This is a genomic window from Chryseobacterium ginsenosidimutans (assembly GCF_024807225.1).
Classification (GTDB): Bacteria; Bacteroidota; Bacteroidia; order Flavobacteriales; family Weeksellaceae; genus Chryseobacterium; species Chryseobacterium ginsenosidimutans.
Genome location: NZ_JANUCO010000001.1, coordinates 3,632,899 through 3,658,377, shown reverse-complemented (window position 1 = coordinate 3,658,377; position 25,479 = coordinate 3,632,899). Strand labels below are relative to the sequence as shown.

Genomic DNA, 25,479 nt, shown 5'->3' with positions numbered 1-25,479 from the left:
GCCATGTCTGAAAAAGATCAAAATAAAGGACAAATCACCATAATTGCTAAAAATATAAAAGGCAAGGCAAACGGACAGATTCTTGAGGAAAGTAAAAAAACAAGAAATACTGTTACTGGGAAATTTTATCAGGATGGTAAAAAAGGAGGAGTTAGTCATAATAAAAAAAGAGACAGAAAACCTCCTTTAGAGTTAAGAGTTTTAAAAGTAGAAGGTCCGTTTGATGAAAAAGATAAAAAAGTTGATGTAGTAGAAAAAGACAAATGGTATACCTATAAAGTGACTCAATTTAATCGAGAAACCTAAAAAAGGAGAATTACAAAATTTAAGATGGGGGGTGAAATATGATGATGGAACTTTGAAAAATCTTAAGGATGTATCTTGTAAAGGATATAAAGAAATTACCCATAAAGTATTAGGAAGTAATGATTCTTCAAAACTTAGAATGTATGCATTCTTCAAAGCTCCTAATGAAAATGCTAGTGTAAAAGTTGATATTATAGTGTTGTGTGATGCAATTATGGTAGTGGGTTCAGAATTGCATGAGCCAACGTATGGAAATAAAATGAGATTTTTTGCACAGGCAGTCAGAACATTACTTTTGAATAAGAATAAATGGAAAAAAGTTTGCTTAATTTATTTTAATTATATTAAATCCCTAGATGAAACTTCATATAATCAAGCAGAAATCAATGAGGTGAAAAAATCTTTAATTTCAAAATATACAAATTTAGAAATTGACTATGTACAAATTAGCAATGTTTCAGAAATGATAAATAAAATTAACGGTTATCAAAATATTAAATTTTTACATTTTTATTCACATGGGATGCCTAGTAAAATTACTTTTGGTTTAGGACACATAGGAAAGAACATCGATGGTCCAGAAACTTTTACTTTTCCAGAAATAAATAAGATAAATAAAAAAATATTTTCTAAGGACGCTCAGGTTCATTCTTATGCATGCAGAACAGGAAATGACCAAAAAGATGTTATGCAAGATGATTTCACATCATATTATACTCTTCAGTATTTTGCAGGAAAAGCTGATTTTACAGAAAAACATTTAACTAAAGAATCCGCTCAGAGAAGGTATACTGAGCTTAAAAGAGGATTTTCAAATGTTTATTTATATGAACCATCAATTTTTCCTTCAGATATTCATTCAGAACAAAGTTTAGCTCAAAAATTAGCAAATTATCTTGGAATCTCTGTTTTTGCATTTAAAACAAGGTCAGACTATCAACCAACGTGGCACGGAAATTTTAAAAAGATAGAAATAAATGATAAGAATGTTGAAAAAGGTGGATTTTTGGGATATAAAATATGGCAAGATGGGGATCATGCAGTCTGGAATTCAACAGGAGCAATAAATGGTGTTAAAGGTGGAGATACACCAAAAGGATTGGATAATAAATTAACAGAATTTAAGCCTCAATAATGAAAAATAAGTTTTTAATATTTATTTTAATTGTATTAGTAGTAAGTATTGGTTATTACTTTTATACTCCTAATATTAATGAGAAAGATATTGCCTACTTTGAAAGTGCGAAGGATAGTATAATCAAAAATCATGAATATTTTATGACACATCATATAAGGCAGTCTGTAAATTCTTCCGATAAAATAGTTTTTACTAAGCAAAGAGATGATTTCGGAACGAACGAATATTATTTTGATTTACTAAAAAGAAAAGAAGGAAGTAAAACGTTTTTTAATCCAATTAATATTTTATATAATAAAAATTTAGTGTCAGATGCTAATGATAAATATTCAGTTTCCAATTCTCTACACATTAATAAGGATTCTACAATTCAATTTATTATTTATCAAAAACCACGTTTTGAAGGTTACAAAATTGGGTACTTACTCTATGACCCAAAATATAAATTAAAGATTGAAGAGGGTTATGGTCGCTATAATGTGAAATTCGAAAAAAATGGATGGAGATACATAAAAGCTGTTGAACCTTATCTAATAAATGATTGAGTTTTTAGTTAAAAATTTTAAAATAATTCTTTTAGTATCCATGGGAATAACTCTGTAATATACCTGATCATTTAGAAATATCAATATTATATTTTGCTTTAATCTGTTGCACTTAACTTATACATCGTTTTTAATGAAATGAACATCAGTATTCCAACATATCACATAAAACAAGGAGATACTTTAGCTTCCGTTGCTGAGGAATTGGGCGTTGCTGTGGATGAATTAAGAAAATATCACAACACGTATTGCGATATAAAAAATCTTATTGGATATGATCTTAAGGGATTTCATGAAATTTTAATTCCGCCTTCAAATATAATGGCTGAGTTAAAAGAAAAAAAACATATTCAGATAAAAGATGGTGAACTTCCGGCATATTATCTTTCAAAAAATTTTTATGCTAAAGAATATCAAGTAAAAGAAAGATTTGAAAAATCTTTGACAGAAGATCTTGAAGTGGATTATCTGTTTCATATTGCACTTAGGGAAACCGCAACTGAAGGATTTATTGCAGAAACATACTGTTCCGGATTTAAGAAACATAACGAATCGGTGGATGATAAAATAAGCTCGCTTTCTATTGCCTGTATGAACAGTATTTCACCGATTGCATTCACCGTTTTGGCTCAGGGAAAAATTAAAGGATTGTATAATCATAAAGATATTATTCAAAAGTTTTTAAGTAAAAAACAGGATCTTGAGGACTTTTTTGTTGGCGAAATCTCAAAGAAATATATTAATAAATTTCAAGAAAATATCGGGGACGAAAATTTTTTACTTAAACAGTTTTCTGCAACCCTGCTTTATCAGATTGTTTTTCCAAAAATGGACTGGTTTCATAAAAAAAAATCCTGGGAAGAAGAATGGTATATCGTTCAAAATTCTTTCCCTGTAAAATTTCGTTTTGATGCAGAATATAATCATGAAGATAATGAATTTATAGAAACTATAATTCATGGAAATATGCAGGACATTTACAGCGTACAGGAATTGCTTCGAGGCATGAAATTCAAAGAAAATGAAGATAATCCCGCTTCTGTAGAAATAGAACTTCGGTACAAAACACATAAAGTAACAAGAAGATTTTCACAGGCAGAAGCATCCGTCACAATCTGGCATGAAGAAGAGATCTACAGCAGACAGATATTGACAGTAAAGGAAGTGAAAAATTAAATTTCACGAAAGAAATTTAATACTTTAATTGAAGAATAAACACAAAAAAGATGAAAAAATATACTGTACAAAAAGGAGATACTCTTTCTTCTATTGCCTCTCAGTTTAATGTAAAAGACGCAGCTGTACTTCGTTCTTTTCATAACATTTATTGTCCGCTAGAAGATTTAATTGGGTACGATCCGATTCCCGGAAAAGAAATCATCATTCCCGAAGATCAAAAATACCTAAAAGAAGAACCCCCAGAATTAGAAGAAGTAAACTCCATGAATGGTTATGATGATGAAGCAGACGAAGAAGATCAGCAATCCGAAAAAAAAGATGAGAAAAAAGAAGAAGAAGAAAAGCAAGAAGAAAAAAAACAAAATGAAAGTAAATCCAGTGAACATGACGGTAAATATTTCGTCGTTCAGAAAGGAATGGCACAATGTAATCAAGGATTTAAATTTCCAAAATTTAAAGTTACAAGTCACCAAAAACATTACTGGAATGATGCAGATGGACAAGCCGATTTTCTGGCAGTAACAGAAGATGATCTGCAGTTTGATCCTCCGGCGCAACCATTCGGACAATGCAAACTAAAACCTTCATCGGGAGGTTATCTTCCATGTGCTTATGCCGCTGCAGGAAAATGGAAAAAGCCTTATGAAAAAGTAAAAGTAATGGGTAAAAGCTGCCTCACAGAAGCTTCGGAACTCATGTGCAGTACAGGCGGAAAAATAAAGGTTTTCAAGCATGGTCAAGAGAGTGAAGCAGGTAAAAGTCATGCGAATAACGCCAATACACAGGAACAGCAAATATATAATCCGATAATGGATTATAATGAGTTTAAAGAGGAGGTGAATGATACAGACCAATTATATTACAGTTAAGCTATGGCAGGAAAAATAATAGGCAATCAGAATCCTGTTGTAGGGATTAAATATGAGTACGAGATCAATACTTTCGCATCCATATTAATGGGTGGTTTTGGAAGTTTCCAACACAACTTACGAATGGTATATTTACAAAAAGGGAAAAAATAACACCTGGAAAGATATTACCCAAACTCCCAAAAAAGGTATAAAAGTTTTATACAATTTTGGCGAAATAGGTATTGGTGTAGAATTTCGTCTGAAAGTATATGAAGTAAAACCTGGGCTACTTCCCAGTGCGGCATCTTCTAAAACTTTAGCAGGAGCATTAGATATTGTTCCAGCCAGTAGCAAAACACCTCAAATAGATAAAGTTATTTTGCTTAACAGAGGTTCAAAAGATGTTAACAAAGCTAATTATCGAGATACTTTGATTGCACAAGCGCATTGTATTGCCATGTTTGATGAGGAAATAGAATTTCAGCTATGGGAAGACGATGCTTCAGGAGGAGGGCATAATGCTGTGGTGAATAAAAACAACCGAAATCTCAGAACATATAAAGCAAAAGTTAATGAAAAGGGAATTGCGGAGACAAAAATACCATTAAGTTCCGATGAAAGAATCCTAAAACAGGTTGCCAATAAATATCTGATGAAAGGAGAGAAAAGCGAAGGAAAAAACCATGAATATTATATAACAGCAAGTTATCACGGCAAAATAAAAGGAGCAAGTCAGGTGAATGTAGATATAGCGAATCCTGATTATAAAAAAGATTCACCAAAGTCGCCAATTCCTCCAAAAAAGCAATCTCCTTCTACTTCCAAACAACAAGAGCCAAAGAAAACGACTTCACAGAAATCTCAGCCTAAAGAAAATACACCCAAATTTCCGGCGACAAAAAGTTCTTCCGCACCAAAGCAGACAGATGCGCAAGGGAGAATTACTGATGCGTATTTTGTGAATAATAATGGACAAAAACTTTCGAAAATTACGGTTGGAGATAAGATAAGAGTACGGATTGCATCCAGTAATATGAAAGATAAACATATTCAATATGTAATTTGGGAATATGATGCAGCTTCTCATGATGAGATCTACAGAAGCAATAAGATAAAACTAAGTTATGATTTAGCAGATATGCCTGAAATTACCATTACAAAAGAAATGTTTGAGAATGGGATTGATGTTTGGGGTGATCCTGATAAAGATTCTCAAAACTATTTTATTGAAGTTTTGCCGTTGGATGTGTCGGCTTATTCTAAGAGATTTGGAGTTGATTCGGATGGATTGATGGAAGTGGAGAAGGTGAAAAGTGCGGCGGTGGTGAAGGAATCGAAACAAGAGAAACAAACAGGGACTTGTATTTGTAAACAGTATGATTTGGTTTGGGGAGATAAGCTTGGATGTAATGAAAGAAAAAAAGTTATTGAAGTTGCGAAGAATCTTGGAGTCGATCCAAATTGGTTAATGACTGTAATGGCTTTGGAAACCGCAGAAACATTTAGTCCTTCCATTGACAATGGAATTGGTTATGTTGGTCTTATACAATTTGGAGAAGATGCTGCTGAAACAATAGGAACAACACAAGAAAAGTTGATTAAAATGACTTTTATAGAACAAATGAATTATGTTGAAAAACACTTAACACCGAAAAAAGCTAAATACAAAACATTGGTAGATTTATATTTAGCCGTTTTATATCCAAAAGCATGTGGACATGGTTCGGAAAGAGAGTATGTAGTTTTACATGGTGCAGCATATCGAAATAATCCTTTGTTTTATAAAGAAAAAGGAGAATGGGAATATGTAACTAAAATCAATAAAAAAGGGAAAAAAATTAAAAAAAAGGTTCCAACTGATCCAAACGGTAATACTTATGTTTGGGAAGTTGCAATGGTAGCACAGGAAATATATACAGAAGGATTATCTGTAAAAGAAGCTAATTTTTCTTGTGGTATTACAAAAGAAAATTTAAAATCAGATGGAAATTGTTCTGATGACTGTTCTCAATGTTTTGAATATGCAGACGTAATTCCAAATCCTAAAATAAATAATCAGAGTGATAATGTAAATAAAAATAGATTTAATAGAAAGAAAAGATATAATTCAACTCATCCGAAAGGTTATTATCATACTGGAGTAGATATACTTAGTAATGGTAAATTTGTTGAAATTCATTCCCTCTTATGTGGTGAAGTAGTAGATACTGTAACATCTTTCAAGTCTCAAGAATATAGATTGAACTCTATGGGAAATACGATTACTATAAAGTCAAAAGATAAAGAAGGAAAAGATGTTTGGATTATTTATTGTCATTTGGACAGTGTAAAAGTTAAAAAAGGGCAAAAAATTAAACATGGTCAAATAATAGGAATATCAGGATGTACTGGAAATGCAGGTTTAAAACCTAATGGTTCAAGAGGAATAGAAATTAAATACTGGCATGTTCATATTGAAGCGTCAAGAGAAAATAAATTTTATGGCAGTACAAAAAGAATTGATGCAGAACAATTTATGAAAACAAAATTTGATGAAACAACTAAAGGCAATCCAATTAAATTATGAAACAACTATTTATACTTACAATTTTATTTATACTAAACAGTTGTAATGGTCAAACACAAGAGAAGATAGAGTCTCTAGATAAGAAACCTATAATTACAAATAGAAGTAATAATTACACTAAAATTAATTTTTTAGATGAGAAATATCAAAAAAATGGATTCTCAATTTCAGACGAATTGACAGGAGATCTATACCCGTCTTATTCTTATTTAGATAAAAATATTGGTGCTTTTTCTGTGAATTTTATTGGTAAAGATAAAGGAGAACAATATTATTGGAATATAAATAATCCCAAAGGTTATTTTTCAAAGGCTGGTAACCCTATAGATATTGCAAATGATTCCCCTAAAATTAGAAAAAGACTTCAATTACAAAAAGAAAGATATTACATTTTAGTAAGCCTATTAGATAAAAAGTATATCGAAAAATATGATAATGAAACACAAGAGTTTGATATTAATAAAGAAGCGGTAGAGTCTATTTATTTATATGAAAATAATAAATGGACGCTAATAAAAGAAATAAAAGAGAAAGACATACCTGAAAATGCTTTTTCATTATATATAAAATTAATTTCTGAATATTTAAAACAGAAATGATTAAACTATCTGAGCCATTATAAAAGTAATATTTGATAAAAGAATTGATCTTTGGGGTGATAAATGACAACTTTAATTCTACTTTAAAATAAAATGAAAAAAATTACTTACGTTTTTCTTTTGATATTGTTTTCCAATAGTTATGCACAAAAATATCTCTCTGGAAATTACATGATAACAACAAAAGTTGAAGAAATAGAAACCGAAAATATTATTAACATTAAGTTTAATCTTCATTTTAAAAATAACAAAGCATTTTTAAGAATTGATACAAATAACTCTTTAGAAGCATATTGTGAAGGAGAATATTCTATTAAAAAAGGTGTAAATAAGGTATTTGTTATGAGTTATAAAGGTGAAGGTTTGTGTTCGAATGATAGTATGATTAATACAATTTATATTAAAAAAATTAATACATTTTATTATATCAAATCTGGACGATTTGAAAGCGACAAGTGGCTAAAACTCGAAAAAGTAAATGAATAGAGTATACCTAAAGATGGGAAGATTACAGTATATAAATTTTTTTGGAGTTTGCTCGTTTTATCGTGTACTAATCTACTCCAAAACCTCCACCAAAGAAATCTTCTCATATTGCCCATTTCGCGTTTTCGGATTTAAAAATTTCAATGATAATCGTGTAATTCGATAATGATTTTCTTTATCGATTAGTTTGTAAGTCTTTTTTAAGGTTGATAAATGTTCATCATAAATAACAAGATAATCTCCTTTTTTTAGTGAATTCTCATCAACTCGGGGTGTGTTTCTTTTCGTGTAAAAGTCGAAAGCCCAAGGTTCGTAACCTTTCAACATAAAGATTTTATCTTTTTCAATTTTGTTTTTATTGACGAATTCTGCTATTTTCAAACTTCCCTGATATTGTGTTAGAACAGGATAAAATTGAGTGTTCAGATAAATATTAACAGCGATTGAAAATACCAAAGAAATAAAAACAAACTTCTTGAAAATATTCTCTTTCCTGAAAATATTAATCAACAAATAGATGAAAATACAGACAAATAAAACAAATAAAACAATATTGTGAATTCCGGTAAAATAATAAGTAAGTAAACCCAAACCCGGAATTGTTGCAAAAATTACCACCAACTGAACGATATATAAAATTCTTACTTTCTTGATAGAATTCTTTTTATAAATATCAAATAAGTAAATGGAAGTCAAGATAGCAAGAATTGCAATCAATCCGTTCAGATAATGAGGAAGCTTGAACTTTGAGATTGAAAAAATCAACATCACCAACCAAAATCCACCTAATGTCAGAAATTCAACTCCTTCAATTTTTCTGAATTTATTTTTAATAAAAAAAGCTGTTTTCTCAAAAACGCCAAAGTAAAACGCCAATGAAAAGGGTAAAAAAGCCCACAATAACGTATGGAAAAAGAAAAAATAATCTGGACTGGTTTCTTTAAAACCATTTGCTGTAAGGCGATTCATACTTTGATTAAATAAAATAAATTGTATTCCCTCTTCTCCAAATTGATGATGATAAGCGTATAAAACAGGAGAAATTCCAATAACGAAAATTATTAATGTAAAAATGATTTTTAAGTTAAAAAATTTCTTCCACTCTCTTGAATATAAAAGATAAGAAAAAACACAAAATCCAATAATGACAACTGCCATCAAACCTTTAGACGAAAAAGCCATTGCAGTGCCTAATCCGGCTAATATTGCACTCAGGTTAGTTTGAGTTTTAAAAAACTTCACAAATTGCCAGATTGAAAAGATGATAAAACCAGTCAAAACCGCATCAGTTCTCACATCGTGAGCTGAAAGAATAATGGTTTGTGCCGAAAGAAAGATCAAAGAAGCTACATAACCGGTATTTTCATTTTCGTAAAGTAGATTAGCCAGTTTTTTTGTCGAAAAAGCTCCTAAAATTAGAGCCATCAACGAAGGAATTCTATATGCAATATGATTGATTCCGAAGATTTTCATGGCGATAGCAGCAAGCCAAAAATGAAGATGAGGTTTATCGAGATAAGGATTTTCTCCTTTATAAATATTGAAAAAATCATTGGTTAAGGCCATTCTCATTGCCATTGAAGCATGTTGCGCAGAATCATTTTCCATAAGCGGAACAAACAATCCGGAGAGGTACACTAAGGAAAAACCAATGTAAAGAAAAAGTAATTGGCGCGGCGATAATAGTAACGTTTTGTTCATAGTAAAGAATAAGGTTTTTAATAATTTTACTAAACGCTCGCAAAGCAAATTTAAAAAAAATCCTTAAATAAATGGATTATAACAAATTTTATTCTTTAGTGATTCCCATGTATAATGAGGAAGGCAATGCCGGACTTATCATCGACCGGATTCAGGAAACAATGAACGGCTATTATTACGAGCTGATCCTCATTGACGACAATTCGAAAGACAAAACGGTAAAAGAAATTATTGCTAAAAACAACCCGAATGTCGTTTTGATTCAGCTAAAAAGAAACTACGGTCAAAGTTCTGCCATGATGGCGGGATTCGACTATGCTTCAGGAGATTATATCATCACTTTAGATGGCGATTTGCAGAATGATCCTACTGATATTCCGGCAATGATCGATCTTTTGGAAGAAGGGGATTATGATTTAGTCGTCGGAAAAAGGCAAAACAGGCAGGATTCTTCTTTCAAAACAATTCCTTCGAAAATCGCGAATATTATTATTAGAAATTCGACAAAACTCGACATTTCCGATCAGGGTTGTGCGTTGAAAGTTTTTAGAAATGAAACCGCAAAAGACTTGAATCTATATGGAGAAAATCACCGTTTTATAAGTTTGATGGCGCATCTTAATGGGGCAAGAATTGCTGAAATTCCTGTGAAACATCACGCCAGACAATTTGGGGTTTCCAAGTATAAGATTAACAGGACTTTTAAGGTAATTAATGATTTGCTTTTGATCTTGTTTAATCAAAAATATCTGTCGAAACCAATTTATCTTTTTGGAAATATTGGTTTGGTAACTTTCACGATTGGAATGTTTATCAACATTTATCTTTTAATAGAAAAGTTGTTGGGACACGACATTGGAGGAAGACCTTTATTGATTTTAGGAATTCCTTTGATCTTTATCGGAATTCAGTTTTTTACAACAGGAATCATTATCGATATGCTAATGAAAACCTATTATGAATCTCAAAGCAAGCGCCCTTTCAATATCAGAAAAATTACGAGTTTTGGACAGAAAGAATACGCGAAAAGTATTTATTAATCTTTTGAAAATATCGATAAGCATTGCTTTGTTGTATTTTGTTTTTAGGAAAATACCGTTTCGGGAGGTTACGAAAGTTTGGTCTAAAGTAAATGTTTCGTATGTAATTTTAGGTGCTTTTTTATTTTTGGCATCACAGATTTTATCGACAAAAAGACTGGAATTTTATTTAAAAGCCAATGATTTTAATTTGAGTTTTAAAAACAATCTCGAACTGTATTTTTTAGGAATGTTTTACAATTTTTTTATTCCGGGGGGAATCGGCGGCGATGCGTATAAAATCTATGTTTTAAATAAAAATTTCGGCTGGAATGCAAAAAAAATTACTTCCGCTATTTTTAATGACAGATTGAGTGGATTGTTGGCAATTTGCATTTTAATTCTAACCTTTTCAATTTTTCTATTACCTTTAAAATGGATTTTTTTGACTGTTTTAATGAGTATTGCAGGCTTTTTTTTGACTTTTCTTATAACTAAAAAATGGTTTCCTGCATATCAATCAATTTTTATAAAAACATTTTTTATTTCGATTTTAATACAGATATTACAAATCATCTGTTTTGTGTTTTTGTTAAAAAGTTTAGGCGTAAATGAAAATTTTACAATCTATAGTATTACTTTTCTAGGAAGTTCAGTGTTAAGTTTAATCTCATTCGCAGGAATCGGAGTCAGGGAATTTTTGTTTCTTCAGGCTTCAAAATATTTCGATTTTAATACCTCAATTTGTATTTCCGCTTCCTTACTTTTTACGGTTGTCACGGCTTTTTTTTCCCTTTTAGGATTGGTTTCAATGTTTAAAAAATTCAATTAAAGAGTGACTTAATTAGTAATAGAAAATCAAAGATTGTTAAAAGCTATTGTGGTCTTATTTACAGCTTAATAATGAACTTAAATAATTAATATAGTAATCTTTTGCCTCTTTTGTAGTAAAAAAATGCAGTTTATTTTTTCCTTCCGTACATCAAAATTCTCTTAAACGAATAAATTGCTGGAAGTTTGGGGAAATTCTTTACAATTCGATGTTTAAATTCTGTACTAAAAGTTTTCTGTTGCTCATCATCCAACCTTTCCAGATACGGAATCAGAGCCGATCCTGAAATAAAATTAAATAAAGTCTCATGATCTTCCGCGATAATAGGATACACTTTCTGTGACAAATTCAGATCTTCAATACCGTTGTCAAATAAAACCTGTGCGTATTCATCAATTGTAAGCACTGCAGAAGGGCGGTTCCAGTTATTTAACTGGGTTTTGAAAGGGTCTTCATTTGCCACTTCAGACAAAATCTGATTGAGAATATTTCCGGGTTGATAAGGCATTTGTATTGCCAGTTGTCCGTTGGTTTTCAATTTCGAAATCAATTTCGGGAATAAATCTTTATGATTGTCAGACCATTGCAAAGCTGCATTGCTGAAAATAAGATCCCAGTTTTCATCACTCGCTAAAATTTCTTCCGTTGTCGATTGCCTGAAATGAAGACGTTCATTTTCAAGACTTTTCGATTTTTCAAGCATTTCGGGAGAAGAATCGATGCCGATAAATGTCGCTTGAGGAAATTTTTCTGTAAGAATCGCGGTTTGTTCGCCCGTTCCGCAACCTAAGTCGATCGCTTTCATTTCTTTTTCATCAGCAATCAGATCTGCAAGATCAAAAAAAGGCTTAAAACGAATATTTTTAAATTGATTGTAAACTTCAGGATTCCAAGGCATGATTTGTAAATTTAATGGTGATTCAATTTACAAAATTTCAATCTCAAAAAATAAATTAGAGTATTAAAAAAGACTTAAAATGTTGTACTCTTCAATTAATAAAATTTACAACTAACCACAAAGTTTGTCATCCCGTAGGGATCTAGGCGCGAATCTTTTCAGATAAATTTCTAAAAAATTTGCTTAGATTCCTCCGGAATGACAAACATACTAATAGTACAATATCGTTTGCTGAGTGAAACGCCCTTGCGAACGAAAATAGCCACAATCATTTAAACAAAAAACTTCGCGACTTTAGCGTTAAAATTCAATTCAAATTAATTCAAAAAAATCAAAGAATTTGCGAACTTTCTTTAATGCTATTCATCACAAAAATACTTTTTGTTTGTCCGATTCCTTCGATTTCAGATAATTTATTCACAAAAAACTCATGAAATTCATCCATATTCGGGGCGAGAATTTTTAGCATAAAATCAAAATCTCCGCTGATGTTATAAAACTCAACAACCTCTTTCAATTTTCCGACTTCTTCAATGAACTGTCCTGCCATTTTTTTATTATGAACATTCAGCGCGATCATACAGATCACCATCATTCCTTTATTCACTTTTTTGCGGTCAACAACGGTCGTATATTCTTTGATGATTCCTAGTTTTTCCATTCTTTTGATGCGTTCATGAGTGGGAGTAGGGCTCAGATTAATTCTTGTCGCGATGTCTCGAACACTCAATTTTGCATCTTTTTGTAAAATCCGTAGAATGGAAAGATCTTTTTCGTCGGGGATATAATTTTCCGTTGCCATTTGTTCTGTTTTTTGAGGTTAAATTTTAAATAAAAGAATATTTGTTCTTTTTATATTAACTTATATTTAAATATGTTCCAAATTTAGATCATAATTTTTACATACGTTCTATTAATTTTAATTTTGCAGCATAATTGAACGATATGGACAGAAAGAATTTGATATTAATTTTAGCATCGGTAGGAACATTTGTGGAAGCTTTGGATATTGCCATTATTAATCTTACAATTCCTTCTATTCAGGAGCAATTTGGTATCGGTGCGGAAACTGTTCAGTGGCTGCAGACTTTGTATGTATTATTTTTCGGCGGATTTCTGATCATTGGCGGAAAACTTTCTGATCAAATCGGAAGTAAGAAAATTTTCCTTTTGGGATCATTGATTTTTATGTTAACTTCTTTAGGTGCAGGTTTGTCCACAAGCTTTGAAACGTTGGCAATTTTCCGTGCTTTACAGGGACTTGGAGCGGCTTTTATCATGCCTTCTGCGATGTCGATTGTCACCAACACTTTCAAAGGAGATCAGGAAAGAAATCGTGCAATTGGAATTTTCAGTTCGTTTGCGGCAATCGGTTCAGGAAGCGGACTTTCGTTGGGTGGAATTATCAGTACCTATCTGAGTTGGCATTGGGTTTTTCTGATTAATGTTCCGATTCTTTTTGTTACATTAATTTTTGCCTATCAATATCTTCCGAAAGACGGGAAAGAAAAATTTCAGAAAACAGATATTACATCAGGAATTTTACTGGTTCTGGGGTTATTAAGTTTAACCTACGGAACTCATGAATTGATCCATATTAAAGAACATACTTTTGTGATTGTAAGCGCTCTTATTTTGGCTGTTTTATTGTTGGCTTTGGTATTTTATCGCTTAAAAACAGCTTCACAACCGTTGATTAATCTAACGTTATTTAAACATAAATCTTTGATGATTTCCAATCTTGCATTCGTTGCATTGGGAGCATTTTTTATCGGATTTTTATTCTTGATTTCTTTAATGCTTCAAAAAGATATGAATCACAGTGCGGCTTCCGCGGGATTAATGTTGGTTCCGTTCAGCGTACTATCTGCGTTGGTAGCGAAGTTTGTTTTACCACATATTTCAAAAAGATTAAATTCTGCCCAAATGGGAGTTTTCGGATGGAGTTTTATGTTAACGGGCGCTTTATTTTTATTGATTTCCGTATATTTTGGCCATCCTTTGACATTGGTTTTAATCGGTTCAGCCTGTATTTCAGGAGTAGGAATGACGTTTTGTTTTACGGCTTTATCGGTGTTGGGAATTCAGGATGTGCAGCCTTCAAGCTATGGAGTGGCTTCAAGTTTAGGTTCTACAAGCTATTTTTTAGGAGCAGGAATCGGATTGTCTTTTATGACGTTAATGAGTCAGATTTTCCCTTCAGAACTGGCGGTTGGAAATTTAAGCCTGATTATTCTGATAGGATATGCTGTTTTTGCTTTAGGAATATTATTTTATTTCATCTTAAAAAGTTTAAAAGTAAGGCAGACAGAAGTAGCTGTTTCGTAAATTGATTTTTTTTTACATAAAACTATATGAATGGGAATTTGCGACTGTTAAAAATTAAACCTTCAAGGTTTTTAAAACCTTGAAGGTTTACATCCACAATATTTGTCAAACTATTTTCTAACTTTATGCTTAGATTATTTAGTATGTTGAACTGATTGCGATGTCTTGAAGAAACGACAAAAATCCTAGCCCTGATTGCAGTGAAAATCCTTTTTTTGCAAAAAAAGATTGCAACGGAAAGCAGGAAATTGCTCCTTAAAAAAAATAAAAGTACAATTCGACGAAGTCAAAAAGCTTCAAATGAAAATTCTAAACAGATTTATAAATAAACTTTAAATAGATTAAAAATAGCCTTTAATTTTTGTCATTGAGGTTTCATTTAATTTTTTTTAATTTAATTTGCGGTGATTTTAATGACAATGAAAATACAAATCATCAGCGATCTGCATCAGGAATTTGGACTTACCGATTTATCTTTTGATAATGCAGATCTCGTTATTTTGGCAGGAGACGTGAATTTGAGAACAAAGGGAATTGAATGGATCAAGACTAAAATTTCCGATAAACCTGTAATTTACGTTCTTGGAAACCATGAATATTATAAAGGTTCTTATCCGAAAACTTTAAACAAAATAAAAGAAGCCGCACAAAATTCCAATGTTTTTGTGCTGGAAGATTCTTTTGTGGATATTGATGGAATTCGTTTTCACGGAGCAACATTATGGACGGATTTTTCCATTTTCGGAGATCCGAGATATTACGGAATGACCTGTCAGTCTTTGATGAATGATTATAAATACATCAGAAGAGATCCTTCTTATTCTAAAATGCGGACAATTGATACCTTTAAAATTCATCAGTTCTCAAAAGCATGGCTGCAGAAAAGTTTGGAGAATTCTCAAGGCTTGAAAAATATTGTGGTGACACATCACGCACCAAGTATTCAATCTGTTCCGGAAAAATATAAAAACGATCCTGTCACTTCCGCTTATGCTTCCAATCTTGAAGATTTTATCTTGGAATATCAACCTTTGTATTGGATTCATGGGCATATTCATACCCCTTCAAGATATAAAATAGGAGAGACGGAGGTGATTTGTAATCCTCATGGATATATTGATGAAAAATATAATGGCTATGAAAAAGAGCTGATTGTGGAAGTATAAATTTTTATGGATGATAATAAAGTAAAATGAAACTTGCTGCGTCTTTTATTTTACAACAAGTTATAATCTAATATCATTATGAAAAATATAAATATACACAATGGTATCATACTCATTCCGGATTTTAACGGATTTACAGAATTTGTATTTAATACTAAACTTTATACAGGACAATATATTGTAACACAACTACTTTCTACACTTATCGAAACAAATCGCGAATATTTTGAAATCTCCGAAATTGAAGGCGACGCCATTTTATTTTACCGTTATGACGCGAATCCTTCGTATCAGAGAATTTCCAAGCTTCTTCGGAATATGCAAAATGCTTTTAATGAAAAAGTAAAAGAACTGAGTGAGATGTTAAATACTTCCATCGATTTATCTCTAAAATTTATTGTCACTTATGGTAAGTTTTCGCAGTATAAAATCGGCAATTTCAGAAAATTGTACGGAACGACGGTTGTGGAAGCCCATCAATTGCTTAAAAATGATTTTGCCGAACAGCCTTCTTATGCTTTATTCAGCAATTCTTTTCTTGAAAACACCAATGATTTTGAAAATAGTTTGAATGGTCAGTCGTATCTTCCTGATGTAGGTGTTATTCAGTATTTTGAGAAATTGAAAGAGCGTGTTTGATTTTTTTTGTTTGAAGAAAGATAAAATATTTTCATCACCTTAATAAAAGTGCTTTTAAATAAATCTGTATCTTTGATAGTATCATTTGATAGTATCATATTTTGAAACCACCTTATATAATTACAGATAAAGTTTTAGAATTGGTTGCTTCTATTTCCGAAAAGATAGGGGAAATTAATGCGAATCATCTTTATAAACCTACCACAGAAACTGCGGAAGAAAAATCGTATTAAAACCATTCAGTCTTCATTAGAGATTGAAGGAAATACACTTACCGAAGAACAAATAACCGCCTTGCTGGAAAATAAAAGAATTATTGCTCCTGCAAAAGATATTCTTGAAGTGCAGAATGCAATTGAGATTTATAGTGATTTGAAACGTTTTAATCCTAATAAAATTAAAGATCTGGAATTGGCTCATTCCATTTTAATGAAAGATTTAATTGAAAAATCGGGTAAATTCAGAACGACTAATGTAGGAATTGTTAAAGGTTCGAAGATTGAACATCTTGCTCCAGGTGGAATCATGGTAAAAGGATTAATGAATGACCTTTTTAACTATTTAAAAAATGATAAGGATTTAATTTTAATTAAAAGCTGTGTCTTTCACTATGAGTTTGAGTTTATACATCCTTTCGTAGATGGAAATGGAAGAATGGGAAGGTTGTGGCAGACCTTAATTTTAATGCAGCAATATCCTGTTTTTGAATATTTGCCGGTAGAAAGTCTCATTAAAGAAAATCAAAAAGAATACTACAACAAACTTTCCGAATCTGATAAAATAGGGCAATCGACTCCTTTTATTGAATTTATGCTTGCGATATTATTAGAGTCTTTGAAACGGGTTTTACAATCTCAAAATACTAATCTAAATGCAAAAGACAGAATATTTTTATTTAAAGAAAAAATAGGCGATAAAAAATTCAGCAGAAAAGATTATTTGCAAAATTTTAAAAATATTTCAGCACCAACAGCGAGTAGAGACTTGAAATGGGCTGTTCAAGAAAATATTTTGATAAGGTCTGGTGAACAAAGATTGACGGAATACGAGTTTAGAGAATAGTAAAATAAAAAATGCCCGAATAAATTCAGGCATTCCGTTTTAGAAATATAAATAAGTAAAATTACTTTAAAGTAAACTTCACCTTAGTTTTAATAGCATCCGAAGAATTTCCGATTTGTGCTTCAAAATCTCCTGGTTCAGCGACCCAGTCGTGTTTTTGAGCGTCGAAGAAACTTAAAGCAGTCTTGTCGATCGTAAATGTAACTTCTTTTTCTTCTCCAGGATTTAAAAATACTTTTTCAAAACCTTTCAATTCTTTGGTTGGTCTTTCAACCGATGATTTCAAATCGGAAATGTATAATTGAGCAACTTCAGCTCCGGCTTTTTTTCCGGTATTTTTAACAGAAACCGTAAACGTAATGGTGTCGTCCTGAGAAATCGTTGTTTTATCAGCTTTCGCCTTTCCGAATTCAAAAGTTGTATAACTCAAACCATGTCCGAAACTGAATAATGTTTTAATTTTTTTCGTGTCATACCAACGATAACCTACGAAAATTCCTTCGTTATACGTAATGTTGATCGGGTTTTTCTGGTCTTTTCCTTTTCCTGCAGCCAGCTCATCTTTTTGTCCGGGATATTCTCCTAATGTGTGTGCAGAATTATCTTCCAGCTTCACAGGGAAAGAGAATGGCAATTTTCCTGATGGATTGGCGTCGCCTGCCAAAACAGAAGCAAGAGAATTTCCAGCTTCAGAACCCAAATACCAAGATTGTAAAACCGTCGGAACGTCCTTAATCCAAGGCATTGCAACCGCATTTCCTGATACCAGAACAACGGCAAGATTTTTATTCGCTTTTGCCAATGCAGAAATCACATTGTCCTGATTGTAAGGCAATCCGTAGCTTTTTCTGTCATTTCCTTCACTATCTTGGAAATCAGCTTTATTTAAACCTCCGACGAAAATTACGTAATCAGATTTTTTTGCTAATTCTACAGCTTCATTTAATAATTCAGCTTCAGAACGATCATCTTTTAAGTTTTGACCAGACTTTACGCCGTTATATTCTCCGCCAATATCTCCCACATAACCTCTCGCATATTGTACATCCGACTGTTTCCCGAATCTTGCTTTAATTCCATCTAAAGGAAGCGTTTCATATTTCACTTTTAATGAAGAAGAACCTCCGCCGACCGTCATGATTTTGATGGCATTTTCACCGATAACGGCAATTTTTTTAGCTTTCTTACTATCAATTGGAAGTACATTTCCCTGATTTTTCAACAAAACAATTCCTTCTTCACCGATTTCTTTTGCGACAGCTTTATGCTCTTCAGAAGCGATGTTTCCGAAAGGTTTGTTTCTGTTCATCGTTGTTTTATAAGCAAGATTTAGAAGTCTTGAAACTTTATCGTCAAGCTCTTTTGTCCCCACTTTTCCTGATTTAATTAAATCTAAATAAGGTTTTGCTAAATAATAATTGTCATATGCATTTTTTGTTCCTGCCGAAAGTCCGTTTGTCCAGCTTCCAAATTCAAGATCCAATCCGTTGTGGATGGCTTGTTCGGTATTGTTGACAGCGCCCCAATCGGAAACGACAACCCCTTTGTATTTCCATTCACCTTTTAAAATATCATTTAAAAGATACTGATTCTGACTGGAATATTGACCTTTGTACATGTCATAAGCTCCCATGATCGTCCAAGAATCTCCTTCTGTCACCGCCGCTTTGAAGGCAGGAAGATAAATCTCGTACAATGTTCTGTCGTCCACTTTTACATTGCTTGTGTTACGGAACATTTCCTGATTATTTAAAGCAAAATGCTTCACAGAAGTTGCCACACCATTCGATTGTACACCTTTGATGTAAGGAACAACCATTTTTGATGTCAAATAAGGATCTTCACCCATGTATTCGAAGTTTCTTCCGTTCAGTGGAGTTCTGTAAATGTTGACTCCGGGTCCCAAAAGAATATCTTTTTTTCTGTAACGGGCTTCTTCTCCAAGTGCTTTACCGTAATTCCATGACATTTTTTTGTTCCAGGTTGCGGAAAGTGCCGTCAATGCGGGATAAGCGATGATGGAGTCGTTCGTCCAACCTGCCTGATTCCATTCGTCCCACATGACTTCAGGGCGAACTCCGTGAGGTCCGTCTGTTGTCCAGAATTCAGGAATTCCCAATCTTGGAACTCCGGAAGAGCTGAATTTCGACTGTGCATGAAGCATCGCCACTTTTTCTTCCAGCGTCATTCTGGAAAGCGCATCCTGAACTCGCTGCTCGACGGGTTTTGATTCGTCTAAATAAACAGGTAGAGTAGTATTTTGAGCCATATAAGAAACAGAGATAAGAGTAAATAAGCTTACAATGGCAGTTTTCTTTAACATAAAAGCCTTTTTATTGATTGGTAACAAAAATAGCAAAAAAAATTATTATCTCAAATTGAGAAAATGATTATTTTAAATAAATGGTCATTAATAACCAAGATGTTATTTGGAAAACTGTGAGTTTAAGAAAAACGATTGTAATGGATTAAAGTATAAACAAAAAAAGACACCATTTCAAATACTCCTGAAACAATGTCTAAATATATAATAATAGAATTTTTGACTAACGTTTTTTTACCTTCACAAAACTCACTCTTTCAAAGAAAGAGAATTATGTGGCATTTTTATTAACAATTAACAATTAACAATTAACAATTAACAATCAAGCATTAACAATTAGCTACCATCCTTTCACCGCTCCGCCTTTGAAAATCTCTTCTGCTTTTTTCAAAACCTCATCAGATTCATAGGCTTTCACAAAGTTTTTTACTTTTTCATCATCTTTATTGTCCTGTCTTGAAACCACGACATTTACATAAGGCGAATTTTTATCTTCTTTAAAAATTCCCTGTTTGTCGGCATCTAATCCGGCTTGTGCAGCAAAATTATTATTGATAATCGCGATCACAACTTCTTTATCATCCAAGACTCTTGGCAATTGAGGCGCTTCGATTTCAAGGATTTTTAACTGTTTAGGATTCCCGACAATGTCAGTCACTTTCGGTAATAATCCGATGCCTTCTTTTAATTGCAATAAACCGTTTTTCTGTAGAAGAAGTAGGGAACGACCGCCGTTTGTCGGGTCGTTGGGAATTACAATCGTGCTTCCGTTTTGAAGCTCATTAATGCTTTTAATCTTTTTTGAATACGCTACAATCGGGTAGACAAAAGTATTTCCGACAACCGCTAATTTATAGCCTCTCTGTTTTGATTGCTCATTCAAATAAGGAACATGCTGAAAAGCATTCGCATCGATATCTCCATTATTCAAAGCTTCGTTTGGAACGACATAATCGTTGAAGGAAACCAGCTCTACATCAAGATTGTATTTTTCTTTCGCTACTTTTTTCGCCGTTTCTGCAATTTCCTGTTCCGGACCGGAAGTGATCCCGACTTTAATGTAATTCGGATTATCTTTTTTCGACGAATTACAAGCGGTGAATACCAACAAACCTGCCGTTAATAAACCTAAAATCTTTATTTTTTTCATTGTAAATTTTTTTTTTTTAAAGGCGAAAAAGCAAAAAGGTTAAATTTTTAAAATTCTTTAATAAATAAAATATGGCTTTACTCCTTTTTGCTAATTTTTTCGCCGATCGATGGCTGAATTTTCAAAACCATCACACTACTTCACATTCACATTATATATTTTAAAAGCACTCAAACACTCAAAAATCTCTCATACTCAAACACTAAAACTCTCCAACACTCAAACTCAGCGATGATCGAATCTCTTCGCCAATCTGTCACCCGAAAACTGGATGATAAAAACTATCGTAACCAATAATCCCAACACCAGATTCATAATCACCGCATCGTAACCGATATAGCCGTATTGATACCCGATTTGTCCCAATCCACCGGCTCCGACAGCGCCACCCATCGCAGAATAACCGACCAAAGTGATGAGCGTAATCGTTGCATTATTAATTAAAGAGGGAAGTGCTTCCGGCAACAAAACCTTTCGGATAATCTGAAACGGACTCGCTCCCAAAGCTCTTGCGGTTTCAATCAATCCATAAGGAACTTCCAGCAAACTGTTTTCCACTAATCTTGCAATAAAAGGTGCTGCACCGATGCTTAAAGGAACTAAAGCAGCGTTCATTCCAATTGATGTTCCGACTATACTTCTGGTAAAAGGAATCATCCAAACAATCAAAATAATAAAAGGAATAGAACGAAAAATATTAACCAAAACAGATAAAACTCTATTATAAATTACATTTTCCAAAAGCTGTCCTTTTCTTGTAAAAAACAACAGAATTCCAACGGGTAAACCCAACACAAATCCAAAAAATCCAGACACGAATGTCATATAAACCGTCTCCCAAACTCCCTTCGACAAAAGAGAAATCACCGTATCACTAAGCATATCCTCTTACTGTATTTTGAATTTTATTTTGATTGAAATAATAGATGGCCTGCTGGTTTTCCTCTTCTTCACCCTGAAGCTGTAGCAACAGTTTTCCGAAATTAGAATCTCCCAAATATTCTACATCTGCCTTCAACAATTTGTAAGGAATTTTATATTTATCATATACTATTGAAAGCAATTCTTCAACAGATATTTGTTCGTTTAACTCAACCTCAACCAATGGAAATAATCCATCTTGTGGGTCTTTTTGTAGTTTTTTATTCAGTTCTTGTGGTATAGTCATAACACCAGATTTTAAAAATTGTTTGATAATAGGATTTTCTTTATTGGAGACAATCTCGCTTAAAGTTCCTTTAATTAATAGTTTTCCTTTGTCGATCACGGCAACGTGGTTGCAGACAGTTTTAATGACTTCCATTTCGTGAGTAATCAACAAAATGGTAATTCCCAATCTTTGATTAATATCCCTCAATAATTGTAAAATAGATTGAGTCGTTGCCGGATCGAGCGCACTTGTCGCTTCATCACAAAGCAGGAGATAAGGATCGTTTGCCAACGCTCTTGCAATTGCAACCCTTTGTTTTTGTCCGCCCGAAAGACTTTTAGGATAATCATTGGCTTTGTCTTCTAAGCCTACAATTTTCAAAAGTTCATTACCTTTTTTATTGATTTCAGTTGTGCTGACATTATCCAATTCCAATGGAAGCGCAATATTTTCAAAAACTGTTCTTGAAGAAAGCAGATTAAAATGCTGGAAGATCATTCCGATTTTTTTTCTTTCGCTGGCTAATTGTCTGGAATTTAATTTTGTGAAATCTTTTCCGTTGATGATAATTTCGCCGTTATCAGGTTTTTCAAGAAGATTCACCGTTCGGATTAAGGTACTTTTTCCTGCTCCTGAAAATCCGATGATTCCTACAATATCGCTTTGTTCAATGTTTAGGCTTACATCATCCAGAGCTTTAAAAGACTGCTTTTTCTGATGAAAAGTTTTTGAAATATTCTTTATCTCTATCATTTTTACTTAAAATTTATATAGGTTGATAAGGTCTGCTATTTCTGTTGACATGTCTTATCGCTCTTCTTATTTTCACTTTTGATCGTTTTGAAAGCTTGAAATATTTCGTCACATTGGTTAAAAGCACTCCGGAAAGTATAACGATTAATCCATAAAATTGAGTGGTATTAATGGTTTGATTGGCGATAATCCAGCCTGCAATTACTGTTACAATAGGGTTGATGTAAGTGTGGGTACTTACTAAAGCTGCAGGTTTTACAGACAAAAGCCAGATGTAAGACATGTAGGCGATAATTGATCCGAAGAAAATAAGGAAGAATAAGCCAAACCAAGCTGTTAATGGTACTTTTACAATCGAAAATCCAATCCATTCATTTCTTAAAAAAGCAATAAGAAAAGAGGCAATACCTGCTACAATAAGCTGTTGCGCAATATTCATAAAAGTTGAATGACCTGCCGGATTTTTTTTAGAATATAATGATCCCAAAACCCAAGCAACAGAACTTAATGCCAAAACGATAAATGCAGTTATTCTTATTGAAGCATTTGCTGTTCCTGTATGTGAATTGGATGAACTTACACTTCCGTTCAGAAATAAAATAAGCCCCACAAAACCGATAATTAACCCTAAAGGAATGAATTTATCCGAGAAATAATAACTCCAGTTTTTCTTATCGATCGCGATGAACCAAAATGGTCCGGTTGCAATAGCGATGGCTGCTTCAGATGCTGTTACATATTGTTCTCCCCACGCTACAAGTCCCGTTCCTCCGGTAAGAATGAGGATTCCTGTGATCGAATTTTTTCTCCAGTTGACTACAGAATTTGCTTTTTCACCTTTTACGAGTAAATATCCCATCATCAATATTCCTGCACCCAAAAATCTGAAACCGGAAAGAATAAAAGGCGGAAACCCGTTTAATCCGAAGGAAATCGCAAGAAAAGTAATTCCCCATATTACATATATATTGGTGAAGGCTATGGGAATAAGCCATTTGTTTTTATGAGTATTCATGATATTTTTTAATGTTGTTTTTGTAAATAAAAAAGGCTCTACAACGTGGTAAAGCCTTTAAAAATATGTCATATAAAAGTAAGGTTAACCACAACAGGAATGAAGCATAGGCATGCAGCAATACATCATCATAAAATTCATGGTGTGTCTTCTTACTGTGCTATTTTTAGATTCTGCTTTCATTTTATTTTTTATATCCTGATTACGTTTGCAAATATAAAACATAATTTTTTATTAGTCCACTAAAAAAGTAGACTTTTTGAAAAATAATTTTAATATTGTTTTTAATTATTTGATTTTTAGTTGTTTAAATTTATTTATACACGGTTAATTTAGCAATTGTAAGGTTGGTTATCAGTCTAAAAAAAGAAAAACCCAAGTCATTTATAATTCATCATTAATAATTAATAATTTTTTCGAAGCTATTTCCCGCTTTCCGCACTCGCTATTTTCTGAGTTTCGGCGGCGGCTTTTCCGCCGCCGAAACTCAGAAAATGAGCTCAAACAAATGTTCCAATCGGGGCTAGATTGTAGTCATTTTTTTCAGATTTCGAAATAGCCCAAAGTTTGTCATCCAGTAGGGATCTTGGCAAGAATCTTTTCAGACAGATTAAAAAAAATGCTTAGGGAAGACAAACTGTATGGAAACTATTATGCAGAAAGGAGAACAGATTCTTCACTCCATGCCGCTTCGTTCAGAATGACAAACAGAACATTTTACACTTTTTACAGAAAACATCATTTATTAAACTAGTTAAATGTGCAGGATTTCTATTCACCCTAAATTTGTCCTATCAAAATTAAACAAATAACAAAATGGAAAATAGAATTTTAGGACTGCACCATATCACAGCGATTGCAGACAACGCAAAAAGAAATTTAGATTTTTATACAAAGGTTTTAGGAGTAAGATTGGTAAAGAAAACGGTGAACTTTGATGATCCGGGAACGTACCATTTTTATTTCGGAAACGAAGAAGGAACTCCGGGAACAATCTTAACATTTTTTCCGTGGGAAGGAATCGGGAAAGGTACAAACGGAACAGGTTTAGCAACTCATATAGGTTATTCAGTTCCCAAAGGAAGCTTGGAATTCTGGAAAAACAGATTGCAGCAATTCAATGTAAATGTTGAAGAAGGTGAAATTTTTGGTGAAAAATTAATTTCATTCCAAGATCCGGATGGTTTACAATTACAGTTCATTGAATCTTCTACTCCGGATGACAGAAAAGTCTGGACAACCGATGATATTAAAGACGAAAATGCATTGAAAGGTTTCCACAACATCACCTTGACATTGAAAAAAGCAGATCCTACAATCAAAGTGTTAACCGATATTTTTGGTTATGATTTGCAAAAACAGGAAGGTGAAAGATACCGTTTTGCAACCGATGCGATCGAAACAGCGAATCTTGTTGACATCATCGAAAACGATAAAATTATCGCAGGAAGAAATGCCGCAGGAACCAACCACCACGTTGCATTCAGAGTAAAAGATGACAATGTTTTAATGGAATTCCGTGAAAAAGTAATGTCTGCAGGATTGAATATCACTCCGAAAATCGACAGAGATTATTTCTACTCACTATATTTCCGTGAACCGGGTGGCGTTTTATTCGAAATAGCAACCGACAATCCGGGATTCACTGTGGATGAACCTTTGAACGAATTGGGAACAAACCTAAAACTTCCAAAACAACACGAAGGATTACGTGAAAAAATAGAAGAAGTTTTACCGAAATTATCATAGGGTATTACTCAATTTTTAGAAAGG

General features: G+C 32.8%; 23 protein-coding genes and 1 pseudogene. 16 read left to right on the top strand and 8 right to left on the bottom strand.

Features of this window, described 5'->3' with window-relative positions:
* The first annotated feature begins 3 nt into the window (after positions 1 to 3).
* From J3D55_RS17075 to J3D55_RS17040, 8 genes are all read left to right on the top strand, one after another.
* On the top strand, positions 4 to 306 hold the full coding sequence (locus tag J3D55_RS17075; RefSeq protein ID WP_259132691.1) for a hypothetical protein: 303 nt from the start codon (positions 4 to 6) through the stop codon (positions 304 to 306).
* Between the two features lie 31 nt (positions 307 to 337).
* Positions 338 to 1,441: a hypothetical protein gene (locus tag J3D55_RS17070; protein ID WP_259132690.1), complete on the top strand. Its 1,104-nt coding sequence runs from the start codon at positions 338 to 340 to the stop codon at positions 1,439 to 1,441.
* Positions 1,441 to 1,989, top strand: a complete 549-nt coding sequence (locus J3D55_RS17065; RefSeq protein ID WP_259132689.1) for a hypothetical protein — start codon at positions 1,441 to 1,443, stop codon at positions 1,987 to 1,989. Before J3D55_RS17070 ends, J3D55_RS17065 begins: the two co-directional genes overlap by 1 nt.
* Before the next feature lie 138 nt (positions 1,990 to 2,127).
* Positions 2,128 to 3,165 carry a hypothetical protein gene (locus J3D55_RS17060; protein ID WP_259132688.1) on the top strand — a complete coding sequence of 346 codons (1,038 nt, stop codon included), beginning with the start codon at positions 2,128 to 2,130 and terminating at the stop codon, positions 3,163 to 3,165.
* 50 nt (positions 3,166 to 3,215) lie between these two features.
* Positions 3,216 to 4,037, top strand: coding sequence for a DUF4280 and LysM peptidoglycan-binding domain-containing protein (locus J3D55_RS17055; RefSeq protein WP_259132687.1), 822 nt, complete (start codon positions 3,216 to 3,218; stop codon positions 4,035 to 4,037).
* A 97-nt stretch (positions 4,038 to 4,134) separates the two neighbouring features.
* Positions 4,135 to 6,585: a peptidoglycan DD-metalloendopeptidase family protein gene (locus J3D55_RS17050; RefSeq protein ID WP_259132686.1), complete on the top strand. Its 2,451-nt coding sequence runs from the start codon at positions 4,135 to 4,137 to the stop codon at positions 6,583 to 6,585.
* The gene (locus J3D55_RS17045; protein ID WP_259132685.1) at positions 6,582 to 7,184 is read left to right on the top strand and encodes a hypothetical protein; all 603 of its coding nucleotides are present in this window, start codon (positions 6,582 to 6,584) and stop codon (positions 7,182 to 7,184) included. The genes J3D55_RS17050 and J3D55_RS17045 overlap by 4 nt, the downstream gene beginning before the upstream one ends.
* A gap of 93 nt (positions 7,185 to 7,277) precedes the next feature.
* Complete coding sequence (locus J3D55_RS17040; protein WP_259132684.1) at positions 7,278 to 7,670, top strand: hypothetical protein; 393 nt, start codon at positions 7,278 to 7,280, stop codon at positions 7,668 to 7,670.
* 72 nt (positions 7,671 to 7,742) lie between these two features.
* On the opposite strand, the gene J3D55_RS17035 is transcribed toward J3D55_RS17040, so the two are convergent.
* The gene (locus tag J3D55_RS17035; protein WP_259132683.1) at positions 7,743 to 9,371 is read right to left on the bottom strand and encodes an ArnT family glycosyltransferase; all 1,629 of its coding nucleotides are present in this window, start codon (positions 9,369 to 9,371) and stop codon (positions 7,743 to 7,745) included.
* 71 nt (positions 9,372 to 9,442) lie between these two features.
* Between J3D55_RS17035 and J3D55_RS17030 the strand changes: the two genes are divergently transcribed.
* Together J3D55_RS17030 and J3D55_RS22585 are read left to right on the top strand one after the other, a co-directional pair.
* Positions 9,443 to 10,411 (top strand): glycosyltransferase family 2 protein, encoded by a 969-nt coding sequence (locus tag J3D55_RS17030; protein ID WP_259132682.1) that lies wholly within the window; start codon positions 9,443 to 9,445, stop codon positions 10,409 to 10,411.
* On the top strand, positions 10,329 to 11,222 hold the full coding sequence (locus tag J3D55_RS22585; protein WP_374759506.1) for a lysylphosphatidylglycerol synthase transmembrane domain-containing protein: 894 nt from the start codon (positions 10,329 to 10,331) through the stop codon (positions 11,220 to 11,222). Before J3D55_RS17030 ends, J3D55_RS22585 begins: the two co-directional genes overlap by 83 nt.
* 130 nt (positions 11,223 to 11,352) lie before the next feature.
* On the opposite strand, the gene J3D55_RS17025 is transcribed toward J3D55_RS22585, so the two are convergent.
* Together J3D55_RS17025 and J3D55_RS17020 are read right to left on the bottom strand one after the other, a co-directional pair.
* On the bottom strand, positions 11,353 to 12,120 hold the full coding sequence (locus J3D55_RS17025) for a methyltransferase domain-containing protein (protein ID WP_259132681.1): 768 nt from the start codon (positions 12,118 to 12,120) through the stop codon (positions 11,353 to 11,355).
* A 331-nt stretch (positions 12,121 to 12,451) separates the two neighbouring features.
* On the bottom strand, positions 12,452 to 12,922 hold the full coding sequence (locus tag J3D55_RS17020; protein WP_259132680.1) for an Lrp/AsnC family transcriptional regulator: 471 nt from the start codon (positions 12,920 to 12,922) through the stop codon (positions 12,452 to 12,454).
* Positions 12,923 to 13,065: 143 nt separating this feature from the next.
* Between J3D55_RS17020 and J3D55_RS17015 the strand changes: the two genes are divergently transcribed.
* The 4 genes and pseudogenes from J3D55_RS17015 to J3D55_RS17000 all read left to right on the top strand — a co-directional run bounded on the left by J3D55_RS17015 (position 13,066) and on the right by J3D55_RS17000 (position 17,315).
* Positions 13,066 to 14,448: an MFS transporter gene (locus tag J3D55_RS17015; protein WP_259132679.1), complete on the top strand. Its 1,383-nt coding sequence runs from the start codon at positions 13,066 to 13,068 to the stop codon at positions 14,446 to 14,448.
* Between the two features lie 419 nt (positions 14,449 to 14,867).
* Entirely contained in the window at positions 14,868 to 15,614 is a 747-nt protein-coding gene (locus J3D55_RS17010; protein ID WP_259132678.1) for a metallophosphoesterase, read from the top strand.
* A gap of 78 nt (positions 15,615 to 15,692) precedes the next feature.
* A complete protein-coding gene (locus J3D55_RS17005; protein WP_259132677.1) occupies positions 15,693 to 16,253 on the top strand; it encodes a DUF2652 domain-containing protein in 561 nt (186 codons plus the stop codon).
* Between the two features lie 101 nt (positions 16,254 to 16,354).
* Positions 16,355 to 17,315 (top strand): annotated as a pseudogene (locus J3D55_RS17000) (Fic family protein).
* Between the two features lie 61 nt (positions 17,316 to 17,376).
* Here J3D55_RS17000 and J3D55_RS16995 read toward each other — a convergent pair.
* The 5 genes from J3D55_RS16995 to J3D55_RS16975 all read right to left on the bottom strand — a co-directional run bounded on the left by J3D55_RS16995 (position 17,377) and on the right by J3D55_RS16975 (position 23,706).
* The gene (locus J3D55_RS16995) at positions 17,377 to 19,638 is read right to left on the bottom strand and encodes a glycoside hydrolase family 3 C-terminal domain-containing protein (protein WP_259132676.1); all 2,262 of its coding nucleotides are present in this window, start codon (positions 19,636 to 19,638) and stop codon (positions 17,377 to 17,379) included.
* A 340-nt stretch (positions 19,639 to 19,978) separates the two neighbouring features.
* Positions 19,979 to 20,788: a methionine ABC transporter substrate-binding lipoprotein MetQ gene (gene metQ, locus J3D55_RS16990; protein WP_259132675.1), complete on the bottom strand. Its 810-nt coding sequence runs from the start codon at positions 20,786 to 20,788 to the stop codon at positions 19,979 to 19,981.
* A 225-nt stretch (positions 20,789 to 21,013) separates the two neighbouring features.
* Positions 21,014 to 21,670 carry a methionine ABC transporter permease MetI gene (gene metI / locus J3D55_RS16985; protein WP_259132674.1) on the bottom strand — a complete coding sequence of 219 codons (657 nt, stop codon included), beginning with the start codon at positions 21,668 to 21,670 and terminating at the stop codon, positions 21,014 to 21,016.
* The gene (locus J3D55_RS16980) at positions 21,663 to 22,691 is read right to left on the bottom strand and encodes a methionine ABC transporter ATP-binding protein (RefSeq protein WP_259132673.1); all 1,029 of its coding nucleotides are present in this window, start codon (positions 22,689 to 22,691) and stop codon (positions 21,663 to 21,665) included. Before J3D55_RS16980 ends, metI begins: the two co-directional genes overlap by 8 nt.
* Before the next feature lie 13 nt (positions 22,692 to 22,704).
* On the bottom strand, positions 22,705 to 23,706 hold the full coding sequence (locus J3D55_RS16975; RefSeq protein WP_259132672.1) for an EamA family transporter: 1,002 nt from the start codon (positions 23,704 to 23,706) through the stop codon (positions 22,705 to 22,707).
* 619 nt (positions 23,707 to 24,325) lie between these two features.
* On the opposite strand from J3D55_RS16975, the gene J3D55_RS16970 reads away from it, so the two are divergent.
* Both J3D55_RS16970 and J3D55_RS16965 read left to right on the top strand, forming a co-directional pair.
* On the top strand, positions 24,326 to 24,460 hold the full coding sequence (locus J3D55_RS16970) for a hypothetical protein (protein ID WP_259132671.1): 135 nt from the start codon (positions 24,326 to 24,328) through the stop codon (positions 24,458 to 24,460).
* A 62-nt stretch (positions 24,461 to 24,522) separates the two neighbouring features.
* A complete protein-coding gene (locus J3D55_RS16965; RefSeq protein WP_259132670.1) occupies positions 24,523 to 25,455 on the top strand; it encodes a ring-cleaving dioxygenase in 933 nt (310 codons plus the stop codon).
* The last annotated feature ends 24 nt before the right edge of the window (positions 25,456 to 25,479 follow it).

Coding starts and splice junctions, on each gene's coding strand:
- J3D55_RS16995 (WP_259132676.1), bottom strand. CDS start 19,638: ATGTTAAAGAAAACTGCCATTGTAAGCTTATTTACTCTTATCTCTGTT.
- metI (WP_259132674.1), bottom strand. CDS start 21,670: ATGCTTAGTGATACGGTGATTTCTCTTTTGTCGAAGGGAGTTTGGGAG.
- J3D55_RS17005 (WP_259132677.1), top strand. CDS start 15,693: ATGAAAAATATAAATATACACAATGGTATCATACTCATTCCGGATTTT.
- J3D55_RS16965 (WP_259132670.1), top strand. CDS start 24,523: ATGGAAAATAGAATTTTAGGACTGCACCATATCACAGCGATTGCAGAC.
- J3D55_RS17060 (WP_259132688.1), top strand. CDS start 2,128: ATGAACATCAGTATTCCAACATATCACATAAAACAAGGAGATACTTTA.
- metQ (WP_259132675.1), bottom strand. CDS start 20,788: ATGAAAAAAATAAAGATTTTAGGTTTATTAACGGCAGGTTTGTTGGTA.
- J3D55_RS17025 (WP_259132681.1), bottom strand. CDS start 12,120: ATGCCTTGGAATCCTGAAGTTTACAATCAATTTAAAAATATTCGTTTT.
- J3D55_RS17020 (WP_259132680.1), bottom strand. CDS start 12,922: ATGGCAACGGAAAATTATATCCCCGACGAAAAAGATCTTTCCATTCTA.
- J3D55_RS16975 (WP_259132672.1), bottom strand. CDS start 23,706: ATGAATACTCATAAAAACAAATGGCTTATTCCCATAGCCTTCACCAAT.
- J3D55_RS17045 (WP_259132685.1), top strand. CDS start 6,582: ATGAAACAACTATTTATACTTACAATTTTATTTATACTAAACAGTTGT.
- J3D55_RS17040 (WP_259132684.1), top strand. CDS start 7,278: ATGAAAAAAATTACTTACGTTTTTCTTTTGATATTGTTTTCCAATAGT.
- J3D55_RS17055 (WP_259132687.1), top strand. CDS start 3,216: ATGAAAAAATATACTGTACAAAAAGGAGATACTCTTTCTTCTATTGCC.
- J3D55_RS17065 (WP_259132689.1), top strand. CDS start 1,441: ATGAAAAATAAGTTTTTAATATTTATTTTAATTGTATTAGTAGTAAGT.
- J3D55_RS22585 (WP_374759506.1), top strand. CDS start 10,329: ATGAATCTCAAAGCAAGCGCCCTTTCAATATCAGAAAAATTACGAGTT.
- J3D55_RS17030 (WP_259132682.1), top strand. CDS start 9,443: ATGGATTATAACAAATTTTATTCTTTAGTGATTCCCATGTATAATGAG.
- J3D55_RS17035 (WP_259132683.1), bottom strand. CDS start 9,371: ATGAACAAAACGTTACTATTATCGCCGCGCCAATTACTTTTTCTTTAC.
- J3D55_RS17075 (WP_259132691.1), top strand. CDS start 4: ATGTCTGAAAAAGATCAAAATAAAGGACAAATCACCATAATTGCTAAA.
- J3D55_RS17015 (WP_259132679.1), top strand. CDS start 13,066: ATGGACAGAAAGAATTTGATATTAATTTTAGCATCGGTAGGAACATTT.
- J3D55_RS17010 (WP_259132678.1), top strand. CDS start 14,868: ATGAAAATACAAATCATCAGCGATCTGCATCAGGAATTTGGACTTACC.
- J3D55_RS16980 (WP_259132673.1), bottom strand. CDS start 22,691: ATGATAGAGATAAAGAATATTTCAAAAACTTTTCATCAGAAAAAGCAG.
- J3D55_RS16970 (WP_259132671.1), top strand. CDS start 24,326: ATGCTTAGGGAAGACAAACTGTATGGAAACTATTATGCAGAAAGGAGA.